The sequence below is a fragment of the bacterium genome, from assembly GCA_019637795.1.
GTDB lineage: Bacteria > Desulfobacterota > Binatia > HRBIN30 > CADEER01 > JAHBUY01.
Window position 1 is genome coordinate 538,926 of sequence record JAHBUY010000005.1, and the last position, 26,878, is coordinate 565,803.

At 68.7% G+C, this 26,878-nt stretch carries 23 protein-coding genes, 1 tRNA gene and 1 pseudogene; 13 read left to right on the plus strand and 12 right to left on the minus strand.

Going from position 1 to position 26,878, the window contains the following annotated elements:
* The first annotated feature begins 151 nt into the window (after window positions 1-151).
* The 5 genes from KF840_19410 to KF840_19430 all read left to right on the plus strand — a co-directional run bounded on the left by KF840_19410 (window position 152) and on the right by KF840_19430 (window position 3,176).
* Window positions 152-436 carry a DUF2958 domain-containing protein gene (locus KF840_19410; protein ID MBX3027077.1) on the plus strand — a complete coding sequence of 95 codons (285 nt, stop codon included), beginning with the start codon at window positions 152-154 and terminating at the stop codon, window positions 434-436.
* Window positions 437-552: 116 nt separating this feature from the next.
* Entirely contained in the window at window positions 553-1,140 is a 588-nt protein-coding gene (radC, locus tag KF840_19415; GenBank protein ID MBX3027078.1) for a DNA repair protein RadC, read from the plus strand.
* A gap of 9 nt (window positions 1,141-1,149) precedes the next feature.
* Window positions 1,150-1,317, plus strand: a complete 168-nt coding sequence (locus tag KF840_19420) for a hypothetical protein (GenBank protein MBX3027079.1) — start codon at window positions 1,150-1,152, stop codon at window positions 1,315-1,317.
* 256 nt (window positions 1,318-1,573) lie between these two features.
* Window positions 1,574-2,182 (plus strand): pentapeptide repeat-containing protein, encoded by a 609-nt coding sequence (locus tag KF840_19425; protein ID MBX3027080.1) that lies wholly within the window; start codon window positions 1,574-1,576, stop codon window positions 2,180-2,182.
* 112 nt (window positions 2,183-2,294) lie between these two features.
* Window positions 2,295-3,176, plus strand: coding sequence for a hypothetical protein (locus tag KF840_19430; GenBank protein MBX3027081.1), 882 nt, complete (start codon window positions 2,295-2,297; stop codon window positions 3,174-3,176).
* 79 nt (window positions 3,177-3,255) lie between these two features.
* Here KF840_19430 and KF840_19435 read toward each other — a convergent pair whose 3' ends face one another.
* On the minus strand, window positions 3,256-3,447 hold the full coding sequence (locus tag KF840_19435; protein ID MBX3027082.1) for a hypothetical protein: 192 nt from the start codon (window positions 3,445-3,447) through the stop codon (window positions 3,256-3,258).
* Window positions 3,448-3,540: 93 nt separating this feature from the next.
* Here KF840_19435 and KF840_19440 point away from each other — a divergent pair, with 93 nt between their 5' ends.
* Window positions 3,541-4,521: a tyrosine-type recombinase/integrase gene (locus KF840_19440; protein ID MBX3027083.1), complete on the plus strand. Its 981-nt coding sequence runs from the start codon at window positions 3,541-3,543 to the stop codon at window positions 4,519-4,521.
* A gap of 236 nt (window positions 4,522-4,757) precedes the next feature.
* Here the strand turns inward: KF840_19440 and KF840_19445 are convergent, their stop codons facing one another.
* The 4 genes from KF840_19445 to KF840_19460 form a co-directional block, all read right to left on the minus strand.
* Complete coding sequence (locus KF840_19445) at window positions 4,758-5,018, minus strand: hypothetical protein (protein MBX3027084.1); 261 nt, start codon at window positions 5,016-5,018, stop codon at window positions 4,758-4,760.
* A gap of 557 nt (window positions 5,019-5,575) precedes the next feature.
* Window positions 5,576-5,953, minus strand: a complete 378-nt coding sequence (locus tag KF840_19450; GenBank protein ID MBX3027085.1) for a hypothetical protein — start codon at window positions 5,951-5,953, stop codon at window positions 5,576-5,578.
* 304 nt (window positions 5,954-6,257) lie between these two features.
* Complete coding sequence (locus KF840_19455; GenBank protein MBX3027086.1) at window positions 6,258-8,132, minus strand: DNRLRE domain-containing protein; 1,875 nt, start codon at window positions 8,130-8,132, stop codon at window positions 6,258-6,260.
* Window positions 8,133-8,743: 611 nt separating this feature from the next.
* Window positions 8,744-9,601 carry an NYN domain-containing protein gene (locus KF840_19460; protein ID MBX3027087.1) on the minus strand — a complete coding sequence of 286 codons (858 nt, stop codon included), beginning with the start codon at window positions 9,599-9,601 and terminating at the stop codon, window positions 8,744-8,746.
* 247 nt (window positions 9,602-9,848) lie between these two features.
* On the opposite strand from KF840_19460, the gene KF840_19465 reads away from it, so the two are divergent.
* Window positions 9,849-10,055, plus strand: coding sequence for a helix-turn-helix domain-containing protein (locus KF840_19465; protein MBX3027088.1), 207 nt, complete (start codon window positions 9,849-9,851; stop codon window positions 10,053-10,055).
* A pseudogene (locus KF840_19470) lies at window positions 10,055-11,077 on the plus strand (site-specific integrase). Before KF840_19465 ends, KF840_19470 begins: the two are co-directional and overlap by 1 nt.
* A gap of 149 nt (window positions 11,078-11,226) precedes the next feature.
* Here the strand turns inward: KF840_19470 and KF840_19475 are convergent.
* From KF840_19475 to KF840_19490, 4 genes are all read right to left on the minus strand, one after another.
* Window positions 11,227-11,300 (minus strand) — tRNA-Lys (locus KF840_19475).
* 46 nt (window positions 11,301-11,346) lie between these two features.
* Window positions 11,347-11,772 carry a type II toxin-antitoxin system VapC family toxin gene (locus tag KF840_19480; GenBank protein ID MBX3027089.1) on the minus strand — a complete coding sequence of 142 codons (426 nt, stop codon included), beginning with the start codon at window positions 11,770-11,772 and terminating at the stop codon, window positions 11,347-11,349.
* Complete coding sequence (locus tag KF840_19485) at window positions 11,769-12,296, minus strand: hypothetical protein (protein MBX3027090.1); 528 nt, start codon at window positions 12,294-12,296, stop codon at window positions 11,769-11,771. The genes KF840_19480 and KF840_19485 overlap by 4 nt, the downstream gene beginning before the upstream one ends.
* A 102-nt stretch (window positions 12,297-12,398) precedes the next feature.
* Window positions 12,399-14,582: a hypothetical protein gene (locus KF840_19490; GenBank protein ID MBX3027091.1), complete on the minus strand. Its 2,184-nt coding sequence runs from the start codon at window positions 14,580-14,582 to the stop codon at window positions 12,399-12,401.
* Between the two features lie 279 nt (window positions 14,583-14,861).
* On the opposite strand from KF840_19490, the gene KF840_19495 reads away from it, so the two are divergent.
* Complete coding sequence (locus tag KF840_19495) at window positions 14,862-16,901, plus strand: hypothetical protein (protein ID MBX3027092.1); 2,040 nt, start codon at window positions 14,862-14,864, stop codon at window positions 16,899-16,901.
* A 31-nt stretch (window positions 16,902-16,932) separates the two neighbouring features.
* Here KF840_19495 and KF840_19500 read toward each other — a convergent pair whose 3' ends face one another.
* A complete protein-coding gene (locus tag KF840_19500; GenBank protein ID MBX3027093.1) occupies window positions 16,933-18,138 on the minus strand; it encodes a cytochrome P450 in 1,206 nt (401 codons plus the stop codon).
* A 131-nt stretch (window positions 18,139-18,269) separates the two neighbouring features.
* Here KF840_19500 and KF840_19505 point away from each other — a divergent pair, with 131 nt between their 5' ends.
* Window positions 18,270-19,220 (plus strand): SDR family oxidoreductase, encoded by a 951-nt coding sequence (locus KF840_19505; protein MBX3027094.1) that lies wholly within the window; start codon window positions 18,270-18,272, stop codon window positions 19,218-19,220.
* On the opposite strand, the gene KF840_19510 is transcribed toward KF840_19505, so the two are convergent.
* Entirely contained in the window at window positions 19,117-19,479 is a 363-nt protein-coding gene (locus tag KF840_19510) for a hypothetical protein (GenBank protein MBX3027095.1), read from the minus strand. The genes KF840_19505 and KF840_19510 overlap by 104 nt on opposite strands.
* A gap of 244 nt (window positions 19,480-19,723) precedes the next feature.
* Here KF840_19510 and KF840_19515 point away from each other — a divergent pair, with 244 nt between their 5' ends.
* Together KF840_19515 and KF840_19520 are read left to right on the plus strand one after the other, a co-directional pair.
* A complete protein-coding gene (locus KF840_19515) occupies window positions 19,724-21,271 on the plus strand; it encodes a hypothetical protein (protein MBX3027096.1) in 1,548 nt (515 codons plus the stop codon).
* Between the two features lie 224 nt (window positions 21,272-21,495).
* Window positions 21,496-22,884 carry a sigma-54-dependent Fis family transcriptional regulator gene (locus KF840_19520; GenBank protein MBX3027097.1) on the plus strand — a complete coding sequence of 463 codons (1,389 nt, stop codon included), beginning with the start codon at window positions 21,496-21,498 and terminating at the stop codon, window positions 22,882-22,884.
* Here KF840_19520 and lnt read toward each other — a convergent pair.
* Window positions 22,851-24,368, minus strand: coding sequence for an apolipoprotein N-acyltransferase (gene lnt, locus KF840_19525; protein MBX3027098.1), 1,518 nt, complete (start codon window positions 24,366-24,368; stop codon window positions 22,851-22,853). The genes KF840_19520 and lnt overlap by 34 nt on opposite strands.
* Window positions 24,369-24,448: 80 nt before the next feature.
* Between lnt and KF840_19530 the strand changes: the two genes are divergently transcribed.
* The gene (locus tag KF840_19530) at window positions 24,449-26,866 is read left to right on the plus strand and encodes a GAF domain-containing protein (protein ID MBX3027099.1); all 2,418 of its coding nucleotides are present in this window, start codon (window positions 24,449-24,451) and stop codon (window positions 26,864-26,866) included.
* The last annotated feature ends 12 nt before the right edge of the window (window positions 26,867-26,878 follow it).

A 26,878-nucleotide genomic window follows, 5' to 3' on the forward strand; every position in this document is an offset into this window, starting at 1 on the left:
CCTCGGTATTCCGCCGAGATCGAACGCCCGGCCGCGCCAGGAGGGCGACATGGTTCCTTCGAAAGGCGGCGACGACGCCGCCGACACCTTGCGCGAGCAGCAGCGGGACGAGGCGCTCGCGAGAGCGCAAGCGCGCGATGCGCACGTGCTCATGCCGGCTGACATCGCAACCAAGCTTCCGCCACTCTACACGAATGAGGGCCAGGGCGAGGACGCCATCGCGCACCTCAAGCTCTTCACGCCCTGGACCAACTGGACGTGGTACGCGTCCGAGTACGACCCGGCCGAGCGCCTCTGCTTCGGCGTCGTCGTCGGGCTTGAGCGCGAGTTCGGCTACTTCTCCCTCGACGAGCTCGAGGGCATCCGAGGCCCGGCCGGCCTCCGCATTGAGCGGGACCTCTACTGGAAGCCGAGGCGGCTCAAGGAGTGCCACTAATGGCGGCGCGAACCGTTCAGCTTGAGTTGTCGTTCCCCACCGTACGGGATGCGCAGGTCACCTATCCTCTCTCCATCCCCTCTCGTTCGGCGACGTCGCGCCCATCACCGGCGACCATGAGTAACGCGGAGCTGCTCGCACTGCTCCTCGGCACTCGAACAGCCGCGATCCTCGCCGCGACCCACAGCGGGGTTTCAAGTCTTCGAGAGCTCGCCAGCACGCACGCGGCTGACCATCGAGATGCCGGTATCTCGGCGGCCGCGCTGCATCGTCTAGAAGCTGTCGTCGAGATCGCTCGACGGTTCGGTGAGACGGGATGGGTTTCAGGTACGCCGTTCACCGGGTCAGCCGCCGTCTACGACCACTACCGCGAGCGGCTCGCCTGCGAGCTCGTCGAGTACTTCATCGCGGTGTCGCTCGACAACAAGCACCGCAAGATCCGAGATGTCGTCGTCGGGCAGGGATCGCTCACCGCCTCAATCGTGCATCCCCGCGACGTGTTCGCCCGCGTGATCAGGGACGCCGCTGCGGCCGTGGTCTTCGTACACAACCACCCGAGCGGCGACCCAACGCCGTCGCGCGAGGACGTCGACATCACCCGCCGCCTCCGCGACGTTGGAGAACTCATTGGGATCAGGGTGCTCGATCACATCATCATTGGCCGAGGCCGCTACGTCTCGTTCGTGGATGACGGCTACTGGTAGGAGAACTCCATGAAGGTCAGCGACATCGTACGGTGCCGCAAGCCGCAGCCTGGCGAGGAGGACATCCGGTTTGTCCTTCGCGAGATCAATGGCGATCGAGTTCTCATCATCTGCAGCTACGAGATCAAACCTCTGGAGACCGTAGCGATGGTCGAGGTGTGTCTTGCAGAGGACTGAGGAGCCGGCCGCCGCGCCGCCCGCGTGTCCGTGTCGCGCTGACGGCATCATGGCCGGTGCGACCGCCCACTCCCCCGAGCCGTCAGGTACTACCTGGCGGCTTCTCCTATCTATTGACCACGTAGACCTTTTCTGCTAGTCTGCATGATCGCTCCTTGAAAGCACCTTGCCCTCCTGACCACTGGCACGAGTCCCGCCGCATAAGCGACGGACAACTCTCTGCAATCCGCCTCGCGCCAGACAAAGGAGGACAATCATGAAAACCGTCGACAAGCTCATGCTCGCACTGATTGTGTTGAGCAGCCTGGGCGCACTGAACGCCGCCGGCTATCCGATGTCGACCCTGCTGTTTTTTGGGGTCGGCGCGTTCCTCAGTCTCCTGGCCGCCTGGCCTCGTCGGCTGGCCAAGACCGAAGCTCACGCTGAGTGCTGGAACCTTCAGCGTGCGCTCCGCCGCGACTTCAGCGGCGCCAACCTTGTGGGCATGGATCTCGCCGGCGTTGACCTCTCGGACGTCATTCTTCGAGACGCTGATCTCAGCGGCGTGAACCTGCGTCGTGCCAATTTCACCGGCGCAAACCTTACCCGCGCGAACCTCTCGGGTGCGCGTTGCATCGGTGCGGTCTTCCACTCGGCCAACCTCTACGGCGCGAACCTCACGGATGCTGATCTCGGAAACGCCGATCTCGACGGAGCGGACCTCTGGGGTGCTGACGTGACTGGTGCGGCCTTCGGGAGTACTAAGTTTGCGAACGCGTTTCTGCAACACGTCGTCGGCCTCACCGACGAACAGGCCGCGCGCGCCAGGTCGCGCGGCGCCATCATGGACGTGCCGGACCCGTTTCCTGATCTCCTCGTCGAGTGACACCGATGTCACCCCGAGCCGACCCATCAACCTTGGGTCGGCTCCTCTTCAGTCAGCACGAGCCCATTCCCGATCTACGGGACGCTCGCGCCGGCTGAATGAGGACCAGACGATGACGACACCGTCGATCACGTCCATCACTGACGCTCAGAAGAAACAGTACCTCCGTTTCGTCGAAGACGCGGCGGAGAAGGCGCTCACTGAAGTCGGCCTGGATCAGGAGGGCATCCTGAAGCTCATCGAGAACGGCGACGCATTCCAGTCGCGCATCATCACCGCCGTCCAGGAGCTCTCCTTGAGCACCCAGTTCACCGACGAGGAGATCGCGTCGGACTACGGCTACCTGTCGGGCTACCAGCCCAAGGGGGTCGTCGACCAGATCGTCCGTCTGCGTCAGCTGTTCCCGGAACTCGGCATCGTCGACGTGGTATTCGCCAACCGTGATCTTCCGCCGCACGCCGAGGGGTACTTCGCCATCCCGCGCTGGGAGAAGATCGCGCCGACGTACAACGCCGCGCTCGAGATGGTGTTCTTGGCTCTGAGCCAGACCCGCAACGGTCAGTTCTACAACTGGCGTGAGGGCGAGACCGGTCAGAACCGCCTCCGTCAGCACTCGCACACGCAGGCGTGTCTTAAGAAGCTGGGCGACGAGCAGGAAGGGAACGATATTCTGATCGTTCCGGCGCAGTTCGGTCTCCGTCACCGGGGACAGAGCGCTCGCCGGGCACGCGAGGTGATGAGCTCGAGCGAGTTCGGTCTCGGAGCCTTCGCGGTTGGCATCATGCTCTTGACCCATCCGGAACGACTCAAGCACCTCGACGACCTCTGGATCGACTGCGCGGGCGACGAGTACGACTATCCCCCCGACCACGACCGCTTCTCGCGCACGCCGTGCTTCAACTTCGGCGGCGGCCGAGTCAGGTTCGGCGCTCGCTGGGGCACGGACGCCGACAGCATGTACGGTTCCGCGTCGGGCTTCGTCCCACAAGAATAATCAACATCGAGCTGAAACCAGCTCGATGACTCACACCAGAGCCGACCCACATCTTCACGGGTCGGCTCTTTTCGTTCCTCTACCCACAGATGAGCATGTGCCTCGTGTGGTCGACGCGCCGTGCTGCTTCAAGCAACCGGCGCTCGTGCTTTGGATCAGCGTTGGCCGGCAACAGCGTCGCCACGTACTCCAAAGTTTCAAGGAGCTCGTCGACCGACGACGTCAGGTCCGGCACATTCCAACCCGACAACGGACTCCGAATGGTCGCCATCAACCCCCCTTAGCAGCTCAATCGGCGCACCGTCGAACGGGCCTTTGACGTATATGATAACGTCCTTTATCATACATAGTATATGCATTGTCTATGACTCGAAAGGCACCGGTAAGCCGCGCGCTGATCCAGGTCGGCTTCAATCAGTTGCCGGCGCCGATCGCGGCGGCCGGTGAGCAAGCCTCCTGGCGCTTCATCGAGTTCTTCACTGCGAACATTCGAAACCGCAACACGCGTCGCGCGTACGGTCGCGCCGTCGGAGATTTCTTTCGCTGGTGCTCGAAGCGCGGCATCCGTCGCCTTGAGCAGCTCAACCCAACGGTTGTCGCGGCCTACGTCGAACAACTGGCCACCACGCACGCCAAGCCGAGCGTCAAACAGCACCTCGCCGCCGTCAGGATGCTCTTCGACTGGCTGATCGTCGGCCAGGTCATGGCGACGAACCCAGCGCAGGCCGTTCGTGGCCCCAAGCACGTCGTCAAGCGAGGCAAGACTCCGGTGCTCTCGCGCGAGGAGACGCGCCAGCTCCTCGATTCAATCGAGACGAACACAATCGCCGGTCTCAGAGACCGCGCGCTCATCGGATTACTCACCTATTCGTTCGCGCGCATCGGCGCTGCCCTCGCCCTCAAGGTCGAGGACTACTACCCGCAGGGAAAGCGCTGGTGGCTCCGGCTCCACGAGAAGGGTGGGAAGCAGCATGAGGTTCCGGTTCACCACACGCTCGAGGGATACCTCGATGTCTATCTCGATGTCGCCGGGATCCGTGAGCAACGTAAGGGACCTATCTTCCGAACGCTGATGCGCTCGCCGGGCCGGCCGCTGTCGCTCACTCCCCTATCGCAGCCGGAGGCATGGAAAATGATTCGGCGACGAGCACGCGCTGCGGGAATTCTGACGCCGATCGGCTGCCACACCTTTCGGGCGACCGGCATCACGGCTTACCTGGACAACGGCGGTACGCTCGAGCACGCCCAGCAGATAGCGGCGCACGAGTCGCCGCGCACCACGAAGCTCTACGACCGCACCAACGATCAGATCAGCCTCGACGAGATCGAGCGGATCCTGATCTGATACCCAAACCGCCGGTTTCGTGATAGCGTCTTCGAGGAGGTAGAACGCCTCGCGTACCAGCCCTAGAGGCCCTCGCCCGTGCCGATGGCCTACTGATTCTCTGTCTTCCGGCTCAACGCCAAGATTGCGCTTGACGACTGGAAGCGACTAAGACAGAAAAAGGACGGGTTGCGATGGACTATAGGAGAACTCTGAAGATCACGTGGTTGACCGGGCTGTTCGTCTTTAGCGCGTTGTCATCCCAAGCTAGCAACCCTTCCGACGCTGAGGTACTCGCTGACCGCAGCGGCGATGCTCACACGGATTGTAATGTCAACGAAGAATGTGACGCGGGCCAGCCCTTCTGCGTCGATCATGTCTGCTGCACTGCACCTTGTGAAGACGGGCGCTGCGATAAGCCTGGATCGGTTGGTTTCTGCATCCCAGACGACATACCCTGCGACTGCGATCCGCTCTATTACTACTGTGACGAATTCAGGAACTGCCTCGTTCTTCACGAACTCGGCGAGCCATGTGATTCGGCCGGACAATGTTCAAGCGCTGTCTGCGACCTTGCCGAACGCATCTGCTGCGATCACTTGTGCAACGGGCACGATGAGTACTGCAATACCCAAGGACACTGTGTCGTTGTGACCGCGACCCCTCACCCCTCGCCGACCCCGACCAGGACTTCGAACACCTTGAATCGGACGGACACAAACTCGAGTGGTGGGGGCTGTTTTATCGATCGCGCTAGTCAACCCCTCGTTGGACCTCACCTAATAGTCGCCTTGCTGGTGCCTCTTTCTCTGTGGGTCGGTCGCCATTGGCGTCGCCGGCGCGCGCAGCGCACGTGACGCGCTGCTCTCTTCGGTAGAACCGAGCCCTATTTGGGCTAAAAGCTATCAGGACGCAGAGCTCCGAATAGCGATCCTGACGTCTATTCCCATCTCGTTCTCAATCGTGATTATCCGTTGCATGGTCAGGCTCCTGGTTGGGCTTCCAGCCCGTTATTTGTATTGAGACCGGGCGTACCGACCTCGTGGCCAGGAGGCTGGCCTTCTCATCTCATTTGCTAGGCGCCCAATTCCGAGTCCGCGCCTTCCAATGCTAGCGCGTGGGTCGCATTCTCGAGGCGCCACTCGATCAGGTAGCGCAGCGCACCCTGGTCGCTGGTGAATGAACTCATCGTTAGCCCCGGATAGTCGGCGAAGGCTCTCGACAAACTAGGATGTGCCGTCCAAGGAGCAGCGCATCGCACGTATTCAAAACCCATCCCCCGTGCTTCGACAAAGGCACGGTATAGCAGCTGCCGGAACACGCGATGCGCCTTGGTCACACCCAATATGTCAGCGCGTACCCCACCCGCACCGCACCAAAATGCCCTCTGATTGCGTTCGGCGAGAGGGTTTGGATCTGGTGACTTGCGGTTCGGCAGGTCGAGATAGGCCACGACCTGATCGTCAAGAGTCACGACCATCGAGCGGGGACGATCCGATACAACTTGATCCGCCCACGACCGTGTCCACTCCAAGGCACGGCACTGGCCATGGAACGCGGCGGGATCGGCGACGCACGACCGCATGAGTGCGACGAGCTGCTGTTGGTCACCATCCCGCACGGACCTTATGTCCCATCGCGGTCGCGCCAACCCACGCCACGGCGCCGCAACAACCGACACCATTACGACCAATGCCCGCCTCAGCAGCTCTCTGCGACGCATATGCCACCTCCTTTGCGCGCGGCTGACTCGCAGTTCAGGGGAGATACGTCACCCTGAGGTGTGGAATGAAGTCACCCCCATACTCCTTAGAACTCATGTTCAATAGCGATGCCGTCGAATTATCAGTCTCATTGATCTCTGAAAGCCGCCAATAGCATTGGCTACCTCGATTGCTGCGACAGTCCTTCACCAAGTCCGTGACATCGAATACCTTCCAGCCCGCGGCGCGCCATTGCTGCTGAGAAAGCGGCGAGGGGCTCGAAGCAGGTAGATTCGTGAGCTCGCTGTTCCAGGTCGCAGTATTCTCCGAGAAGCCGTTGGACAGCCGCGTGACATTGATCGTCGGCGCACCCTGTCCACCTTGGCCGAAGAGCCACAGCGACGCCTCGGCGATCCGCGAACTGGTAACGCTAGGAGGAAGGTTCAAAGTGAAATGCAACTGGGTATGCAGCAATAGGGGTGAGCCCCCCTTTCCTGCGGATGGATTACGGCCCGCAGTCAAGGCGGTCGATACGCCGCCGGCAGCAGAATCCGGGCCAGAGTTGTTCAATGTTGTGTCGGCGGCGACCGGAACAATCGCGGTGTCATACGAACGCATACAGTCTCCAGCCTCTGCCTTACTTCGGATCAAAGCTTTCTCACGATCATCAAATCGCAATGGTCTAGTTCTATTGGTACAGGTCGACATAATAGACACCGTCGATGGAGTAGCTATCGGACCCGTATAGCACGTGTTATCTCTGCATTGATCTATTGGCGGTACATAGCACGATGCGTGCTTGCTGCCGAACATGTGACCAATTTCGTGAGGCACCGTACCACTACCCAGCAAATCCGCAAATGGACGATTAAGGTCTGCGACCGCGTACCCAACTGCGTATGTGCGACACAGCGTATCAACATATGCCCGACCCGCGCCAGAACCCAAGGGGGCCGCCCCGATTAGAGCGATCGCTAGGGCACGATAGAGCGTAAGCGTACGGTCCGGCTGATGACTACCGCACACCTCATTCGCGTTCGACGGCGGCGGCAACCTCTTCGGATAGCACGTCTGCCAATATACACTCATCCGGTCTAGAAGCTCTGCGCCACTAGTGGCGCTATTATAATACAAGGGATCGCCCGTATCGTAGATTCGCAAATACCCAAGATCTAGCTCAACATCTAGCTGAGCTTCGTATATCGCGGACGTCGCCGCCACTACGTTGACCGCATAGTCAGTTGCCTCTATCAAGGATGTAAATCGATTGAAGAGATCGTGCCGCATCTCGACTGCTATGGGAGCCCACAGGTGCCCCGGGCGCGGGGTCGTTGCGGGGGCATACACCTCGCCAGGCAGGATGAGCGGCGGCGGCGTGCCGCCGCACTCATCATCTCCGATCGTCTGCGCGACCGCCGCGCTAGGTATGAGCGATTCAAGTATCGAACGGGCGCGCTCCACGACATATGCTGCGCCGTCATGGAGACTGTAAGGCGCGATAATGTACGCCGCGTCCGCAAGCTGAACGAACCCCCGAATCGACTCCCCGCCCACTGCAAGGTAGGCGATGGATGTGGGCTCCCCTACGACGTGTCCGCGTAGGAAGCGAAGATGCTCCACACGCAACGAATATGGGGCTCCGTTATCAAGCTTTACGGTCGCATTAGGCGCGATCGGCTGAAATCGGTGAAGCTCAAGTTGGATGCGCTCGCCATCGTCGAGTACGAAATCGTCGATGCGGAGTTCGGGCTCCATGCGCAGTGCATCCAATGTTCGCACGTCGACATCCACGACCAACTGCTCTCCGTACCGCCGGGGTGTAAGGCCACTACTCAGTCGAACGATCGACGCATGGGCGTCGACCGCAACGATCGACAGCGATAGCGCCGCAGCGGCGGCAAAAAAGGTCGACGGACGCCGATCGCGCATAATTCCCCCTCTCGGCTCGCGAAACGCACATTTGGGCGATCTATTCACCCGTTAGGCTCAAGCAGTCAAGGGTGCGCCGCTCACTCGGCGAACCGCGCAGCGGATGGGGATCTTGACGGGGCCGGTGAGACGCTGGCGGCCCAGACCGGCTACGGCAAACTGGTTCATCCAGTCCCGCGCCATTCCATCCGGCGGCGATCTCGATGATGCCCACCATCGCACCCGCAGCTAGGTCACCGTCGACGCGATCGAACGGATCCTGATTTGAAATCGTGATCCATTTATCTTCAGCTCCCCTATGTCTGCATCCCGACCACGAAACAATCGCTGCACCTGAATCACGATTGCAGCCGGCCTGCATGCGTCCTGGCTGGGCCCGGCACTGGAAAGAGCGCGACGCTCGTCGCATTGGTCGACCGCCTCGAAGCCCTCCAGGCCGAGACCGCCACCGAACTCGACGCCCTGTTGCCGTCCATTCTGCCGCGCTATCAGAGGCGAACTCTAGGGCCTCTCCGCCCCCAATACACCGCTTCTGTGGTCGGTCGGGGCCCGTGCCACCGCACCTGTCTCCACTGCCTGCGAAGTTCTCATTCTCACGCGCTTGTTCGGGTTCAAGCCCCCTCTTTCCGCGCAGAACGAACATCCGCCCTCAACATGGTCGGCGGCGCGACGATCCGGTTGTTGTCGCGCTCCCAGCGAAATTCGCGGACGTTGACCGCTTTCAAACGACCATCGGATCCCTCACCCAGCTCAAACTCGAGTATCGCGCTCCGCATGCGCAAGGCGACGAAGCTTGCGCGATCTACTGGATCTCCGTCTCGTGAGACATCGGTTATGTGGCAAAAAATGTCGTCCCGCACGTCGGAGGTGCCAAGACCCGTACGTATTGTCAAAAAGCCGAAACCGCGTTCCTCGTTTACGAAATGCATATGTCCGCGCAAGCGATCTTCTCCGCCATTATCGTCGACCGGCAGGAGGCCCGGGATCAGAAATCCGTTCCAATGGTTGTCGACCTCGCGCCGCAAGTCCGTACTCGTATTTGCGAAAGACAGCAGGTCAACGCGTTTGCCGCGACTTTGTAACGCACGGACTAGACGCAGGAAGTCCCCGTCGCCGGTACCCAGCAGGATGTAGTCGAGGTTGTCCGACTGCAATAGCGTGTCTACCGCGAGGTCAAGATCCGCGTTAGCCTTCAGCACTTCCTGCCCATCGCTGTCGCGGTAACGCTTTACCTCCTTTAGAACGAGATGAAACCCGTTCCGTCTGATTGCATTTCGGTAGAGTTCCTTGGCTTGCTGCAACCCGCCCTCACGTGATTCGCGGTCGGCGTCATAGGCCATGTAGGCGTTCGCGCGGAGCACAGTGGTTTCCTGAGCCGCCACTAAGGCTTTGATGACGTCATATCTGAGCCCCCAGCCCCCGTTTCGCATGAGGTTGTCCATGTCAAGGAAAATGCCGGCCTTCAGCATTACAACTCCCTTCCCAGCGGTCGCTGGCAGACGTTGGTGGACAGCTCCACAGGCTCCGAATCGCGAATCCTTCTACCACAGCCGGTTGGCGGACCGAGCGGCAGTGATTCGCTGTTTACTGGTTTTGTCGGTCCAACCCGATCGCCCTCTCCGCTCTCGCCGTCGGCTGTGCTTTTCTGCCGAGACAGGAGGAACTGGACACAGACGACATGAACCGGCACGAACACAGCGACAGCGAGAGAGACCGATGGCCGACCGCCTCTTGAACGTCAACGAGGCCGCCGCCATGCTCGGCCTCAAGCGCTCAACGCTCTACCAGTGGGCCTACGAGCGCCGGATCGCGCACGTGAAGATCGGCGGCGCCCTGCGGTTCCGCTTGAGCGCGATCGAAAAGCTGATCGCCAAATCCGAGGTGCCGGCGCTCAGGGCCGCCACAGAGCCTTCCGAGAACTGATGGCCGAAAGGGATCGAGATAAGCAGAAGCGCCAGCGTGAGCGCGGCGTCTTCGAGCGGCCGAAGGGATCGGGTGTGTGGTGGGTCCGCTACACCGACGAGAACGGGATCCTGCACCGCGAGAAGGTCGGCACCAAGGCGCTCGCGCAGAAGGTATACCGAAAGCGGAAGACCGAAGTCGCTGAGCGGCGCTTCTTTCCGGAGCGCATCCGAAAGCGCGACATTCTGCTCCGCGACGCGATCGACGACTACCTCAAGCGGGTGAAGGGCCGCTCGCGCAGCTACGTCAACGTCGAGCGGAACGCGCGCTACTGGAAGGAGGCGCTGGGCCAGAAGACCATGCGGCAGATCACGCCGGGCGATATCCAGCGCTACGCGGCCCGCCGGCTCGACGAGGAGATGGCCGCGGCGAGCGTCAACCGCGAGCTGACCTTCCTCCGAGCGGTCTTCTACATGGTGCAGGGAGATGGCGAGATCGACACCGTCCCGTTCGGCAAGGGCGCTGGCAAGGTGAAGCTCTATAAGGAGAACAATCGCCGCGTCCGCTACCTCACCGACGAGGAGGAAGCGGCCTTGCGAGAGAAGATGCCCGCCTCCGAGTGGCCGAAGGTGGCCGTGGCGCTCTATACGGGCCTGCGACAGGCGAACCAGTTTCAGCTCCGCTGGGACGACGTGAACTTCGACACGGGCACCCTCACCGCACGCCAGTCTAAGTCTGGCGAGGACTACCACGTGCCGATGAACGACGAGCTGCGCCGCATCCTGCGCGAGCTGCCGAGCCGGATGCGCGGACCGTGGGTGTTCCCGAGCAGCACCGAGGAGACCGCGCTCGATGCGAAGAACTTCGTCAATCGCGTGTTCGCCCCCGCGCTCGAGGCGGCCGAGATCGAAGACTTCCACTGGCACGATTTGCGGCACACGTTTGCGAGCCGCTTAGTGATGCGCGGTGTCGACCTCACCACCGTGCAGGAGCTCATGGGTCACAAGACGCCAGCGATGACCTCGCGCTATGCGCATCTCTCCCCTGCCCATCGCCTGGCGGCGGTCCAGAAGCTCAATCCGCCCTCGGTCTCGGTTCCACCAACTGGCACCAGTACTGACACCGAGGCAGCCGCGGCAACGAGCGCCGCTGGCCCGACCGGCCAAGTGACTGATCTTCCGAGACAAAAGAGTGAGCCGTCTGGGACTCGAACCCAGGACCCTCTGCTTAAAAGGCAGATGCTCTAACCACCTGAGCTAACGGCTCTTCCGGGGGCGGTGGTACCATGGTCGGTGGCGGTGGGCCAGGTACCTCAGAGGGGGGCGTGGGCCAGGGAGGTAATGAAGGCGACGCCGGGGACGATCTTGCGCGTCAGGCGGTCGTCGTTGGTGATGAAGAGGTCGACGCCGGCCGCCGCAGCACAGGCGAGTTGGATGGCGTCGGGCGGGCGGATGGCGCGGTCGCAGCGGACGCGCGCATAGGGCGCCGCGGCCGCGGCGTCGAAGGGCACGATGTGCGCCGCGGCGTGGAGGATCTCCGCGTAGCGCTGGCACAGGTCCGCGCGCTGCGCTTCGGCGGGTTTCACCAGAAGCTCGCCGAGGGTGAGCGCGGAGGTGACCAGTTGGTCGCCGCGGCGGAGCATGTGCGTCCGCAGCTCGACGACCCGCTCGGCCACCGGGCCGTGGCCCTCCAACAGGTAGATGAAGAGGTTGGTGTCCCAGAAGATGCGCCGGCTCATTTCCAGCCGCCGCGCAGCCGCGCCACGTAGCGGTCGGCCGGCTCGTCCTGCCACACCTCGGCCCCGAGGCCGCGCAGGCTGAGGATCGGATCGACCTCGACGTCGCCCGGACGGCGCCGCGCCGGCGCGTATTCGGCGTCGTACCAGGCCAGCAGCGGGCGATAGCGGGCGGGAATGCTCGCCGCCTCCGGCACCGTGCGCCCGGTGCCGCGACCGGGATGAAACGCGTCGCCAGGGCGGAACAACCGGCGCTGCGAACGGCTCGAGGCGAACAGCAGCCGCAGCCGCGCCGGACTCGGCGGGCGGTTGGCAACGCAGTGCTGGCTGGCGTGCGTGACCAGGCCGGCACGCAGCCGCGGCGTGATCCCTTCGCGCCGCGCGCGGTCGGTGATCTCGCGGGCGGTGAAGCCGTCGCGCTCGGGATGCTCGCGGTGAAGGAGCGCGGTGGCGATCCATACCTCGTCGGCGATCGACACGACCGCGACCGGGTCGGCTTCGGCGGCGATCGGCTGGCGCGTTGTCATGACCGCTACATAGTGCACATTGTACACATTGTGAAGTAGGCGGACGCGCCGGCGCGGACACACCCCCCGAGGCTACCCAGGCGGGTGCCGCGGGGCGCGAACTCAGGCGGCGCCGAAGGCGTCGACGCGCAGCGCCGAGGCCTGCTCGGCGTAGGTGGTGCTGGCTTCCGGGTCGCGCTCGGCGAGCAGGGTGCTCAGGCGGTCGAGGGCGGTGATCTGCAGGCCGGTGCGGTCGGCGTCGATGGCGAGTTGCAGGGCGCGGGCGTATTCGGCGCGCGCGCTCTCGACGTCGCCGAGCCCCGCGGCCAGGTCGCCGAGGCCGAGGGCGACGCGCACCGCGCCGGCGGCGCGCGGCAGTTGCGCGAACAGGGCCTCGGCCCTGGCGTAGGAGGCGCGCGCCGCGAGAATGTCGCCGGCGGTCGCCTCGAGCTCGGCGGCGCCGAGATGGTTGAGCGCCTCGGCCAGCGTCGCCTCGCGGGCGCGCGCGAGGCGGATGCCCACCTCGTAGCGGCCGCGCGCCGAGGCGAGCTGGCCGCGCCGGCTCTCGTAGCGGGCGCGGTGGCGCAGGCCGCGCGCTTCGAGATCGGCATCGCGTTCGGCGCCGGCGAGGGTCGCAGCGCGCTCGTAGGCGCGCAGCGCGGCGGCGTCCTGGTCGACCGACGCCTCGAAGTCGGCGAGCGCGAGCCACACCCGGGCGTGCAGCGGACCGAAGGCGTCGGACAGGCGCAGCGCCTGGTAGAGCAGCGCCCGCGCGCGATCGCTGCGGCCCTGCGACTGCTCGATCGCCGCGCAGCGCAGGATCAGCAGCGTCTGGCCGCCGACGTCGCGCGCCTGGCGAGCGAGGCGGAGCCCGTCGTTGTACGACACGGTGGCATCGGCGAGCCGGCCCAGGGCCACCTCGGCCTCGCCGCGATGGCGCAGCGCCCGCGCCTCCCCCTCCGCGTCGCGCGCCTCCGCGTACCACGCGACCGCGAGGTCGAAGTGCTGTCGCGCCGGCTCGGGGCGCTGGCCGCGCATGTGGAGGCGGCCCATGGCGATCGCCACCTCGCCGGCCTTCCCCGGCGCCGCGGCGTCGCGGTAGCGCTCGCGACTCCGCGCCCAGAGCTCGAGGCAGCGCGCGTTGTCGCCCTGGCTGCACTCGAATTCCCCGTAGCGGCGCAACACCTCGGCCTGCTGGCGCGCGTCGCCCTCGGTGTCGACGAGGTCCTGCTCGAAACGCTGGCGCTGCCATTCGGGCGTCCACGGCGCGCGCACGTCGGCGCTCGGCGCGGGGGCCGCCGGCGGCGGCACCACCTGCGGCTGGCGCAGGATCGGGCGCGCGCCGCTGACCAGCAACAGCAGCCAGGCCATGCCGGCGGCGCCGTACCCGAGGTACGGCGACAGGGCGTGCGCGCGCCGCGCCACCAGCAACGCGACGGCGCCGGCCACCGCCACGCCGAGCAGGCTGAGCAGCGGCACCTCGTCGCTCCACTGCAGCGCCAGCAGGATCAGGCCACAGACGCCGACGCCGAGGATCGCCAGCGGCAGCGGCGCCAGCCCGCCGCTGCGGACAGCGGCCGGCTCGGCCGCGACCGCCGGCGATGCCGTCGCCGCGGCGTCGCCCGTGCCCACCGGTGCCGCCGGCGGCGTCCACTCGCCCGGCTCCGCCGCGGCCGGCCGGGCTGGGCCCAGCGACAGGCGCTCGAGGGCGCGTTCGACCACGACGGCCATGCGCGCGGAGTCGATCTGGCGCGGGTCCGCCACCGACAGCGGGATCTCCCCGCCCGCCTCTCCCCCCTCGCGCTCGGCGGCCTCGCGGTAGAGCTCGAGCGCCTGCGCGTAGTGCTTCTCGGCGATGTCGCGGTTGACGCCCACCGCGAGCTCGGCGAGCAGGAACTCGCCGTGCGCGGCGCCGAGCGGATCGCCGAGCATGACGTACAGCGCCGCCGCGGATCCGTAGCTCTGGGTGGCGGCGCCGACCCGCTTCAGCGCCCGCTGGGCATCGCCGCAGCGCAGCAGGGCCCCGGCCTCGGAGGCCGCGTCGCCGGCTTCGTGCAACGCCGCCGCCGCCTTCTCGTACTCGGCCAGCGCCGCCTCGGTGGCGCCCGCCTGCTGGTGCACGTCGCCGAGGGCGGCGTGCAGCACGCCCTGCGGCGCGTACGCCATGGCTTGCTGCGCCTGGCGCAGGTTGTCCTCCAGGAGCGCGAGCGCGCCCTCGCGGTCGCCGGCGTCGAGCAGGCGCTCGACCTCGGACAGCACCGTGGCGAGATAACTCGTCGCCTGCTCGCTCGCGCCGCCGCCGTCCATCCGCGTTCCCTGTGCCGCGCCACGATTACGCGCGGCCGGGCGCGTATCATGCCACGTCGCACCCACGCCCTCCACCGCGATTTCTCACCTCGCACAGGACCTGCGCCGTCCGTTCCCGGCGCGGCGGCGTGCGCGGCGCCATGCCATCCGCCATGCCGGCCGCGCCGGGCGGACGGGCCGCGAATCCGCGGGGGCCGCGCATCCCTGCGCGCGGCGACATCCGCCGACGCGATCCGCGCGCGTGTTGGAAACCCGGATCGCGGCTGGTAGCTACGGGCGATGAGGCCGTGGACGGTCGACGCCGACGACATCAAGATCGCGGAGGACTTCGACGACGGCCTGCTGCACAAGCCGCCCTGGGTCGAGGGGTTTCTGACCGCCGGCGACGACAAGTTCGTGGTGGTCGGCACCAAGGGATTCGGCAAGACCCTGCTGCTCAAGGCCAAGCGCATCCGCCTGCAGCGCACCGACAGCGTCCTCTGCATCCCCGAGAACACGCTGCTCGACAAGCCGATCGGCGACAAGATCTTCGGCAAGGACCAGCTCGCGCTCTACGCCCAGTCCACCGAATGGTGGACGAAGGTGTGGCTGATCTCGATCGCCGCCGCGGTGCTGAAGCGGCTCGACCTGCTCGACGGCCTGCGCGTCGACGCGCGCCTGGCGCTGCTGCTCGAGGATCGCAGCCTGCGCGGCGTGATCGACCACTTCGTCAACCTGCTCGACCTGCCGCGCAGCGAGTTGCACCGCTGCGCCACCGACGTCGACAACGCCCTGGTGCCGCGCCTGCGCGCCCTCAATTCGCCGGTGGCGATCTTCATCGACAACGTCGACGAGTATTTCAACAAGCACGTGCGCGCCGTCGGCCGCGCCAGCCACACCGGCGAGGTGTCGCCGAGCATCTGGTACTTCGCCCAGATGGGGCTGGTCGAGGTCGCCTACCAGCTCCGCCGCGTCAACCATCACCTCAAGGTCTTCGCGGCGGTGCGCAAGGAAGCCTTCCTGCGCTTCGACGAGATGACCTCGATGGTGCAGCAGTACCGCGGCAGCGCGGTCGACATGCACTACACCGTCGAAAGCCTGCGCGAGATCTTCGTCAACAACATCCGGCGTGAGAAGGAACGCAACCTGGCGCTGCCGGAGCTGGCGCGCGCGCGGCCGATCGAGGCCTTCGTCGGGCAGGCGACCGTGGTCAATGCCTTCACGCACGAGGCGGAGGACGTCTTCGAGTACATCTGTCGCCACACCCTGCACCGGCCGCGCGATTTCATGACCGTCGGCCAGAAGCTCTCCGACCTGAGCCCGGCCGAGCGGCGGGTGCCCGAGCGCTTCAAGGAGGTGGTGAACCAGGCCGCGACCGAGATCGCGTCCGAGTACCTGAACGAGATCGCCCCCTACCTCGGCAACGTCGACCTGCCGCGCGTGCTCGGCCACCTGTCCTCGAACGTGCTGCGCCGCCAGGAGGTCGAGGACATCTTCTACGCCCACAACGCCTCGGCGAGCGTCGCCGACGATCTCGAGCACATCTTCTGCATGCTCTTCCGCGCCGGCCTGCTCGGGCACCTCGACCTCGACCACGTCTCCGGCAAGCGGGTGCAGCGCTTCCTGCGGCCGGGCGAACAGATCTTCCAGCCCGACGGCATCCTGCCCGACTCGTCGCACTACCTCGTCCACCCGGTGCTGTCGGGGCTGATCGCGCGGCTCAATCCGAGCTACGTGCAGATGCACGACAAGGTGAACCTGGTCGGCAACGGCCGGCCCTGGAAGGATCCTACCGACCGCCAGCTCAAGTCGCTGATGGTGCTGCGCGCCGACCTCGACGGCTTCGGGTCGCTGATGCAGCGCGGCCTCGACCACGCGGTGCGCGACGCCCTGCGCCAGGCGTTGGAGCGCTATGCCGGCGACTGCCTGCACGCCTCGGTGGTCGAGGGCGACTCGCTGCTGCTGGTCGACGATCGCATCCTGACGCTGATCAAGGCGGCGCGCCGGATCATGGAGGAGATCTCCGAGGTGCCGGGCAGCCCGCGCCTGCGGGTGGCGATCGCCGCCGGGCCGGTGGCGGTGCGCGAGCGCGGCGATGAGCCGCCGGCGATCGAGGGCGGCTCGGCGGTGCTGGTGGCGTCGCGCATCGAGCCGCTGGTGCGCCCGGGCGAGATCTGGGTCACGGACGAAATCGCCGCCGTGCTGGCGGCGACCGATACGATCTACCGCGCCGAGCCGGTGGTCGCGCCGGGCCGCGAACGCCGCGAGGACGGCGCCGTAAACGTCCGCAAACCGGACGAGCAGGACATCTGGGTGCGGCTGCAGCGCGTCGTGTCGTGAGCGCGACGGACCGCCCGGGGCCGCCGGCGACTCAGGCGACGCCGGCCACCGGCAGGCGCTCGAGGCCGCGCAGCACGGCGGTGGGACGGCGCACCGGCGGGGCGGCGAGCCGCAGGCGCGGGAAGCGGCGCAGGAGGGCGGGAATCGCCGCGCGCGCCTCGATGCGGCTGAGCTGCGCGCCGGGGCAGAAATGGGCGCCGAGGCCGAAGGCGAGATGCGGATTCGGTCGTCGCGCCAGGTCCAGGCGGTCGGGATCGCGGAAGGCGGCGGGATCGCGGTTGGCGGCGCCGAGGCAGGCGAGGACGTTGTCGCCGGCGCGGATCGCCGCGCCGCGCCAGGTGAAGTCGACGCGCGCGGTGCGCGAGATGTACTGCCCCGGACTGTCGTAGCGCAGCAGCTCCTCGACCGCCGCGCCGATGCGTTCCTCGGGCGCGGCGCGCAGCGCGGCGAGCTGATCGGGGTGGCGCAGCAGGGCGAGCAGGCCGTTGCCGAGCAGGTTGACGGTGGTCTCGTGGCCGCCGAAGACCAGCGCCGTGCACATGGCGACGACCTCGAGCTCGCTCAGGCGGTCGCCGTCGTAGGTGGCGCCGAGCAGGCGGCGGACGAGGTCGTCGCCCGGCGTGTCCCGGCGCTCCTGCACGAGCTGCAGGAAGTAGGCGCCGAGCTCCTGCAGGCCGGCCGCCGCCTCGGGACCGGAGAGGAAGCGGTCCATGCCGCGGGCGATCGCCTGCGAGGCGGCCTGGAAGCGCGGCCGGTCGGCGAGCGGCACCGCCAGCAGCTCGGCGATGATCTCGATCGGCAGCGGGTAGGCGAAGGCGGCGATGAGATCGACGGCCCCTTCCTCCGGCAGGCGATCGGCCAGCCGCGCGGCGGCGACCGGGATGGCATCGAGCAGCCCGGTCACCACCGCGTCGACGGTCGGCCCGACGCCGCGCAGGCGCGGGTTGAGGGCGACGTTGAGCAGGGCGCGCACGGCGGTGTGCGCCGGCGGATCGCTGGCGACGGTGCGCAGCGCTGGCAGGCCCTCCGCCAGGCGGGCGACGCGGCCCTGGCGGGCCCGGCTGCGGTCGCTGCTCAGGCGCTCGTCGTCGCGGAAGAACTGCTCGACGTCGTCGTAGCGGAAGACGACCCAGCTCCGCAGCTTGTCGCTCCAGTGGATGGGATCGGCGGCGCGCAGCGCGGCGTAGACCGGGTAGGGATCGTCGAGCGCCGCCGCCGTGAAGGGGTCGAAGGACACGCGCCTGTTCCCAGCAGAGGTCGGGGTCGGAGGCAAGCGCAGGAGCAAGGGGCACGCGCACGGGACGGCGGGAACGGGTGGCAAGGCGGACAGGACTGGCGAGGCGGCAAGCCGGGTGCTTCTAACCTCGCATGATCATCGAGGGCATCCTGCCGTTGGTGGGCTCGTTTCGCGACCAGGTGGCGCTGGTGACCGGGGCATCGAGCGGCATCGGCAGGGAGACGGCGCGGTTGTTGGCGCAACGCGGGGCGCGGGTCGCGCTGGCGGCGCGGCGGCGCGAGCGACTGGAGGAGCTGGCGATGGCGATCCGCGACGCCGGCGGCGTCGCGCTGGTGGTGCCGACCGACGTCGCCGACCGCGCCGCGGCGCGCGCCGCGGCGGCGCGCGTGCGCCGCGTCTGGGGCCGCATCGACGTGCTGGTGAACAACGCCGGCGTGATGACGCCGGCGCCGGTCGCGACCCTGCGCGGCGCCGATCTCGAGGCGATGCTGCGCGTCAACCTCTTCGGCGCCCTGTTCATGACCCAGGCGGTGCTGCCGGCGATGCAGCGGCACGGCGGCGCCATCATCAACGTCGCCTCGCTCGCCGGCCGCCGCGGCGTGACGCCGCTCGGCGGCTACTGCGCCAGCAAGTTCGCGCTGGTCGGGCTCACCGAGGCGCTGCGCACCGAGGTGGATGCAGCGCGGGTGCACGTCGGCCTCGTGCTGCCCGGGGTGGTGGAGACCCCGATGGTGACCGCCATCGACCAGGCGGCGGCGCTGCCGGAATGGCCGGCGGCGCTCAACATGCCGCCGGAATGGGTCGCCGCCGCGGTGGCGTTGGCGGTGCGCTTCCGCCTGCGCGAAGTCGCGGTGCCGCCGGGCGCGGCCCTGCTCGAGGAGCTGGCAACACTCGCCCCGGGAGCGACCGACGCGCTGATCGGCTGGGTGCAGGCGGCTGGCCGCCTGCTCGCGAGCCTCAGCCACCCGGCGGCGACGGTCAGCCCGTCTCGCAGCCGGCGTCGGCCCGATGCTCGCCACCGCAGCGCCGGCACGGCCGCGCCCGCAGCTCGTACGCCGCCCGCTGGCCGCCGTAGACGATGAAGACGCAGTAGACCAGCGCCGGGAACAGGGCGACCATCGCGCCCTTCTTCACCCAGCCGAGCGGCTCGTCATGGATCGGCGCGTCGGCCGGCACGAGGAGCAGCATGCCGACGCCGAGCACCAGCGCGCCGCCCGCCAGCACGTGCACGTAGCGCGGCATCCAGAAATGGCTGCGCGTCCAGTAGGCGAAGTACCCCACCGCCGCGAGCACGAGCAGCAGCCGATGGGCGTTGGACAGCGCCGCGAACACCTCGTTCATCGAACGGCCCGATGATGGCCGGAACAGCGGCCGTTGCAACGCCGATTTTCGCCGCCGCCGCACGCCGCATGCGGGCCTCGTCCGGTGGGGCATTTCCCCCACTGGGGCGCCGCACCCAGGCGCGCGCCCCCCGACGCGCCGGCGCGCGCCCCGCCGCCCCTCCCCGGCGAGCAGGCACAGGCGTTGCTCAACGGCGGGTCGCGGTCGCTGGGACCGCTGACGACGACAACGGAGGAGCGAAAGAATGACGACCGAAACCCCAACCCCACGCCCATGCCGGCAGCGGCAACGAGCGGGCGTCGCCCTCGCGGCGCTGACGACGGTGCTGCTGGCGGCCACCGGCAGCGCGCGCGCCCAATCGGCGATCATCTACGGATCGCTGGGCAACTTCGACATCGCGAACGACACCGGGAAGATCTGCCATGGCTTCGAGATCGAGCTCGCGGGCCTCGCTCCCGGGGACATCGCGGGCTCGTTCTCCGCCGAGCGCTACGGGGCTCCGCGCGTCATCCCGACCGCCACCGGCGTGCGGGTGCGGTGGGAGAGCCCGTACGACGCGGCGACCGGCACCTGGAGCGAGCGCACGCTGCCGCACACCGTGCCGTGGTTCCCGGGCCAGTGCTACCAGTGGAATCCGGCGACCTATCAGGATTCCGGCTGCGAGCACTTCGGCACCGGCGCCACCCGCAATCCGACCAGCGCCCTCTCGCACTGGCTGTGCGAGGACGCGAGCCAGCCGGGTGTCCTGGTGCCCGACGATCCGCCGACCGCGGTGCCGATGCCAACCTACTACGTCGCCCCGCCGGTGCGCGCCGGGGATCCACCGCAGGTGGTGATGGAAGTGCAGGCACCGGAGCCGGCCGAAGCGCCGTCGCTGTACGGCGACGCGCAGTGGATCCGCGTCTTCGTCCAGCAGCTCCCCTTCGAAGCGACGCTCGACGAGCTGATGGCCGACAATCCGGCGATCGTGCCCATGGATAACGCCCAGCTCGAGAGCGACTATGCCATCATCCAGGATGAGCCGGTGGCCGGCGGCAACGGCCGCCGCAAGCGGCACCAGAACCGGGGCAACCTGCTGCCGACGACGCGCACCGTCGTGCGCCGCATCGAGACCTGGGAGTTCACTGGCAGCTACGATCCGGTCACGCACGAGGCGCTGTGCGCCGACCTCGCTTGCAACGTCCCGGCAGCGGACGAGATCGGGGAGCTGATCAGCACCCAGATGACCGCCGTGCTGGTGCAGTCCGATTCCGTCACCGTGACCCGCACCGGCAACGGCACGGTCGAGTCGGCCGACAAGCGCATCGCCTGCGGCAACAAGTGCGTCGCCCCGTACGACGCCGGCACCGCCGTCACGCTCACCGCCAAGGCCGGCAGCGGCAGCGTCTTCGCCGGGTGGACCGGCGCCTGCGGCGGCACCGCGTCGACCTGCACGGTCAACGCCGTCGGTCACGTCGACGTCGGCGCCACCTTCACCCTCGTCCCGTCCACCGGTGGCGGCGGCGGCGGTGGTGGCGGCGGTGGCGGCGGTGGCGGCGGCGGCGCGACCAGTGCGACGCTGTCGGTCAAGGCCGCCGGCGGCAAGGGGCTCATCACCGGCAACGCCGGCGGGATCAACTGCGGCAAGGTCTGCTCGGCCAGCCTGCCGGTGGGAACCGCGGTGACGCTGAACGCCGCGCCGGAGCCCGGCTTCGTGTTCGTGAGCTGGTCCGGCGCCTGCAGCGGAACCGCGACCTCCTGCACGGTCGCCGTCAACGGCAGCGCCACCGCGCAAGCCAACTTCACCAAGTAAGGCTGGCCGAACGGGGCCAACCGCCCCCTGCCAGGACGCCGAAGACGCGAGGCACGCTGGGACACACCCAGCGTGCCTCCGCGTCCGTTTCGACGATCCGATCCGTCTCGGCCCGTGGCCGAACCCCGACGGCGGCTCGGCGGTGCGGCGGCCGTCGCGTCCACGCCGCGCCGCGAGCGCCTTGCGCCGCCGCGCGATCGCCTCTAGAAGCGCGGTGGTGGCCGATGTCGACGCTGTTGCTGCTCGAGGATGAGGCCGTCCTCGCGCGTCACCTGGTGACGCTGCTCTCGCACGAGGGGTACGATGTCCACCACGCCGCCACGGTCGCCGACGCGCAGCGCCTCGCGTCGGCCACGCCGATCGACGTGGCGCTGCTCGACCTGCGACTGCCCGACGGCAGCGGTCTCGACCTGCTGGACGCGCTGATCGCCGCCGACGCGGGGCTGCCGGTGATCATGATGACCGCCTACGGATCGGTGGCCGACGCCGTGCAGGCGATCAAACGCGGCGCCGCGGACTACGTGCAGAAGCCTTTCGAACCGGACGAGATCTGCGTCAAGCTCGCGCACGCCCTGCGCGCGGCGCGGCAGCGGCGCGAGATCTCCTACTACCGCGAGCGCGGGGCGGCGACCGGCACGATCCTCGGCGAGTCGCCGGCGGCGCAGCAGTTGCGGCAGCGGGTGGAGCGCGTCGCTCGCTCGACGACCGGCCCCGGATCGCCGGCGCCGACGGTGCTCCTGCTGGGCGAGACCGGCAGCGGCAAGGGACACGTCGCCCGCGCCCTGCACGCCGCCGGCGGCCGGCGCGACGGCCCGTTCATCGAGGTGAACTGCACCGCGCTGCCGGAGACGCTCGTCGAGGCGGAGCTGTTCGGCTACGAGCGCGGCGCCTTCACCGACGCCAAGACGGCGCGCGCCGGCCTGTTCGAGACCGCCGAGGGCGGCACGCTCTTCCTCGACGAGATCGGCCACATCGCGCCCACCCTGCAGAGCAAGTTCCTCAAGGTCATCGAGGAGAAGACGGTGCGGCGGATCGGCGCCACCGCGACCCGCACGGTCGACGTGCAGATCGTCGCCGCCACCAACCGCGACCTCGACGCGGCGGTGCGCCTGGGCGAGTTCCGCGACGATCTCTATCAGCGGCTGTGCGTCGCGGTGATCCGCATCCCGCCGCTGCGCGAACGCGGCGACGACGCCGTCCGCCTCGCCCGCACCTTTCTCGCCGAGGGCTGCCGCCGCTACGGCTCGCCGCCGCGCACCCTGTCGGCGGCGGCGGAGGACGCGATCGCCCGCCATCCCTGGCCGGGCAACGTCCGCGAGCTGGCGAACACCATGGAGCGGGTCGTCCTGTTCTGCGACACCGAGCGCGTGGCCCCCGAGGACCTCGGCCTGTCGCCGGCGGCGGCGCCGGGCGGCCGCGTCGCCGTCGCCCCGAGCGGCGCGGTGGACATCGACTTCCCGCGGCAGGGCCTCTCGCTGGAGGCGGTCGAGAAGGCGCTCATCCTGCGCGCCATGCAGGAGGCCAACGGCGTGCAGAGCGCGGCCGCGCGCCTGCTCGGCATCTCGCGCGACACCCTGCGCTACCGACTCGAGAAGCTCGGCCCGTCGAGCTGAGCGCGCTCACGCGGCGCCGCCCGGCTGCGCGCGCCCCGCCACACGCCCAGCGCGCTGGCGAGCAGGCAGAGCCAGGCGAACCAGTCGCCGTGGCGGGTGTAGAAGGAGCCGCCGGCGCGCAGCGGCACCTCGACGACCTCGGCCGCCGGAACGCCGGCCGGCAGGCGCGCCACCTCGCGGCCGTCCGGGGCGAAGGCGCCGCTGATGCCGCTGTTGGTGACCCGGACCAGGCTGACCCGGTTCTCGATGCTGCGGAAGCGCGCCATCTCGTAGTGCTGCGCCGGCCCGGCGCCGGCGTCGAACCAGGAGTCGTTGGAGAAGTTCAGGAGCACGTCGGCACCGTCGGCCACCAGCCGGCGCGCCAGCTCCGGGTAGACGATCTCGAAGCAGATCAGCAGCCCGGCGCGCGCGCCGGCGATCGCCAACGGCGCCGCGTCCGCGCCGGCCAGATAGGGCCCGTCCGCGGCGCGCAGCGCGAAGCGCTCGACGAACGGCAGCAGGCGCCGCTTGTCGTACACCGGCCGCAGCGCGTCACCGGTCACGAGGTACACCGCGTTGTAGAGCGCGGCGACCCCCGCCCGCTGGCCGGCGCGCGGCGCGCCGGCGAGCAGCGCCGTCGGCGCCTCGCGCGTGAACGCTTGCACCGGCGCCAGCAGGGCCGGATTGGCGTCGGGAAAGACGCCGATCGCGTTCTCCGGCCAGAGCACCAGCGGCGGCGCCGGAGCGACCGCGCGCGAGAGCGCCAGATAGCGGCGTAGCACCGCGCCGCTGCGCTCCGGCCGCCGCTCCGCATTGGCGACGTCGCCCTGCACCACCAGCGCGCGCAGGGCGCCGCCGGCGGCCGGCGGGTCCGCCAGACGCCACCAGCCGTAGGCCAGCGCCACCGCGGTCGCGAGCGCGGTGGCGACGAGGCCGCGGCGCGCCCTGGCGCCGCCCAGCGCGCACGCCGCCAGCGCGGTCGCGGCGAGCGCCAGCAGGAACGAGAGGCCGTACACGCCGGTGACGTCCACCATCTGCAGCAGCGGCAGCGCCCGTTGCGAATGGCCGAGCAGCTCCCAGGCGTTGCCCACCAGGGCGACGCGCAGCCATTCGCTCGCCACCCAGGCGGCGGGCGCCAGCCACCAGCGCGCGGCGCGGTTGCCGAGCGCCACCGCGACGGCACAGGCGGCGACGAACGGCGCCACGAACCCCTCGACGAGGCCGAGCGTGAACAGCGCCGCCAGCGGCGCCGAGAGCCCGAAGTAGTCGACCGAGGCGCGCCACAGCCAATAGCCGGCGACGCCGAGGCCGAGCACCGTGCCGCTCGCCCAGCCGAGCGCCGCCGCGGCGCGCGCGCCGGCGCCGTCCAGCGCGACCAGCAGCGGCGCCAGCGCCACCCAGCCGAGCGTCGACCACGCGAACGGCGGATAGGCGAGCGTCAGCAGGACGCCCGTCGCCACCGCCAGCCCGACGCGCACCGCCGCTCGCCGTCGCCGCGACGTCACGCCCACCCCCCGCCGCCCTTTGCCTCGCCCGGATCGCTCTGCAATGTCAGGGGCGCGCGGCGGGCGGGAGCACACGAGGCATGCGATCCGAGACGGGCTGGCCACGCGGCGGGTGGACCTTCTGGATCGCGGCCGCCGCGGCGACCGCGATCACGCTCGTCTGCGCCGCCAACTCGCTGCGCTGGATCAACCGCCCCTTTCCCGGCTTCTTCGTCTGGGACAACCTCTTCGTGCCCGCCGTCGGCGACACCGACTGGACCGGCTACGAGGCGGGCATCCCCTACCGCAGCCGCCTGCTGACGATGGACGGCCAGACGCTCGCCAGCGCCGGCGCGCTCTACGCCCGCGCCGCCGCCCTGCCCCTCGGCAGCGCCCCGACCTACGAGCTCCAGCCGCCCGAGGGACCGCCGCGGACGCTGCGCATCCCGACGATGCGCTTCGACGTCGGCGACTACCTGTGGACGCTCGGCAACTACCTGCTCGTCGGCGTCCTGTTGACGCTGCTCGGCTTCGCGGTGTTCGCGCTGCGCCCCGACGCGCCGGCGGCGCGCGCCCTGTGGATCGCCTGCGCCACCTGGGGCCTCTACCTCGTCACCGCGGCCGACATCTTCGGCCCGGCGTGGTTCCGCCCGCTCTGCCTGCTGCTGCAGGCGCTGGGACCGGCGACGCTGGTGCACCTCGCCCTGTCCTTCCCGGTCGAGCGCGCCCCCCTGCGCCGCCAGCGCTGGCTGCTGCCGGCGCTCTACGGCGCCGCGGCGCTGGTGGGCCTGATCCACAACCTCGTCTTCCATCGCTCGTTCGCGGCGGGGCTGGCGATCGACCGCATCAACTCCGTCGGCCTGGTCGTCGCCGGCACCCTGCTGATCGGCCTGCTCGCCGACGCCCTGCTCCGCCCCCCCTCCGCCGCGGCGCGCCAACGCACCAAACTGGCGGCGCTCGGCGGCGTCGCGTCGTTCGTCATTCCGGTCGCCGGCTTCTTCGTCTACTACCTGCTCGGCGTCAGCTTTCCGCTCAACTTCGTCACCTTCTCGATCGTCCTCTTCCCGCTGGCCATCGCCTACGCGATCGTCCAGCACGATCTGTTCGAGGTCGACGCGATCATCCGCCGCACCCTCGCCTGGGCGATCCTGACGGCGCTGATCGCGGTGGGGTACCTGGGCGGCGTCGGCGCGCTCGAGGTCCTGTTCACCGGCCGCGGCGGCCGCCTGCTGCAGCTCGCCTTCCTGCTCGCCATCGTCGCCGTCGTCAATCCGCTGCGCGACCGCGTCCAGGCGGGCGTCGACCGCCTGTTCGCGCGCGAGCGCTACGACTATCGCGCCACCGTGACGCGCGCCAGCCAGTCCCTGGCGCGCCTGCTCGACGTCGACGTCGTGGTGCGCGAGATCCTGCACACCATCGTCGCCACCATGCGCGTCGAGCACGGCGCGGTCTGGCTGCGCGGCGCCGACGGCGGCTACCGCCGCCACGCCGCGGTCGGCGCCGCCGTCCCCGCCGACGCGCCGGCGAGCCTGGCGCCGGATGACCCGCTGATCCGCCGCCTCGAGGCGGCAGCGGACGACATCCTCACCGACGAACCGATCGGCGATCCGGCGCTCGCCGCCGGCATCGCGGCGCTGCGCGCCACCCTGGTGGTGCCGATGGCGTTCGAGGAACGACCGCTCGGCTTCATCGCCCTGGGCGGCAAGGCGTCGGGTCGCTTCTATTCCGGCGAGGACCGCGGACTCCTGCAGACCCTCGCCAGCCAGGGCGCCATGGCGCTGGAGAACGCGCGCTCCTACCAGGCGGTGGCCGACGCGAACGCGGAGCTGCGCCGCGCCCAGGCGCAGCTCATCCAGGCCGAGCGCTTCGCCGCCATCGGCGAGGTGTCCGCGGCGGTGGCGCACGGGATCCGCAACCCGCTCGCCGGCATCAAGGCGGCGGCGCGGGTCGCCGGTCTCGAGCTCGGCGCCGAACACCCGGCGCGCGCCACGATCGGGGACATCGTCGACGAGTCGAACCGGCTGGAGGCGCGCATCAAGGCGCTGCTCGACTTCGCCAAGCCCTTCGAGCCGCATCCCGCGCCGTGCGCCGTCGACGAGATGGTCGCCGAGGCGCTGCGCGCCCTGCGCGCCCAGATCCAGGCGCAGGCGATCGCCGTCGAGGTGGACATCGACCCGGAGCTGCCGGCGGCCGCCGTCGACCGCGGCCAGATCGTCGAGGTGCTGCTGGTGCTGCTGTCCAACGCCATCGAGGCGATGGCGGGTGGCGGCCGGCTGTCGGTGCGGGCGCGGCGCAGCGACGACGGCCGGCACCTGCAGCTCGACGTGCGCGACAGCGGCATCGGGATCTCGCCGGCGCAGCAGGCGCGACTCTTTCATCTCTTCGCCACCACCAAGCCGACCGGCACCGGCCTCGGCCTGGCGGTGGCGAAGAAGATCGTCGAACGGCACGGCGGCCGCATCGGCGCCACCAGCGCGCCCGGCGAGGGCACCTGCTTCACCGTGCGCCTGCCGCTCTGAGCATCCGCCGGC